This is a genomic window from Bacillus pseudomycoides DSM 12442, assembly GCF_000161455.1.
GTDB lineage: Bacteria > Bacillota > Bacilli > Bacillales > Bacillaceae_G > Bacillus_A > Bacillus_A pseudomycoides.
The window spans coordinates 4,901,682-4,901,965 of the sequence record NZ_CM000745.1; the positions used below are offsets into that span (position 1 = coordinate 4,901,682).

Genomic DNA, 284 nt, shown 5'->3' on the forward strand with positions numbered 1-284 from the left:
CATTCTGGTCATCCAGTACGACAAATACATATAACTTTAAAGAATTTGACCAGGGATGATGCAATTCAAATGTCTTTGTTTGAAGATACTTCAAGAAAAGATACTCAAAGGAAATTAGCAAAAACAATGGATAGTATCCGGAATAGGTATGGTAAAAACTCGATTATGAGAGGCATCAGTTACATTCAAGGAGCTACGCAACGTGAGAGAAACAATAAAATTGGTGGGCATAAAGCCTAAGGGGGAATACACATCATGGATAGAGGTATGATGCGATGGATGCC

General features: G+C 37.7%; 1 pseudogene. It reads left to right on the forward strand.

What is annotated here, in order from left to right:
- Positions 1-240 (forward strand): annotated as a pseudogene (locus BPMYX0001_RS33340) (Y-family DNA polymerase); the annotation flags it as partial.
- Positions 241-284 lie beyond the last annotated feature (44 nt).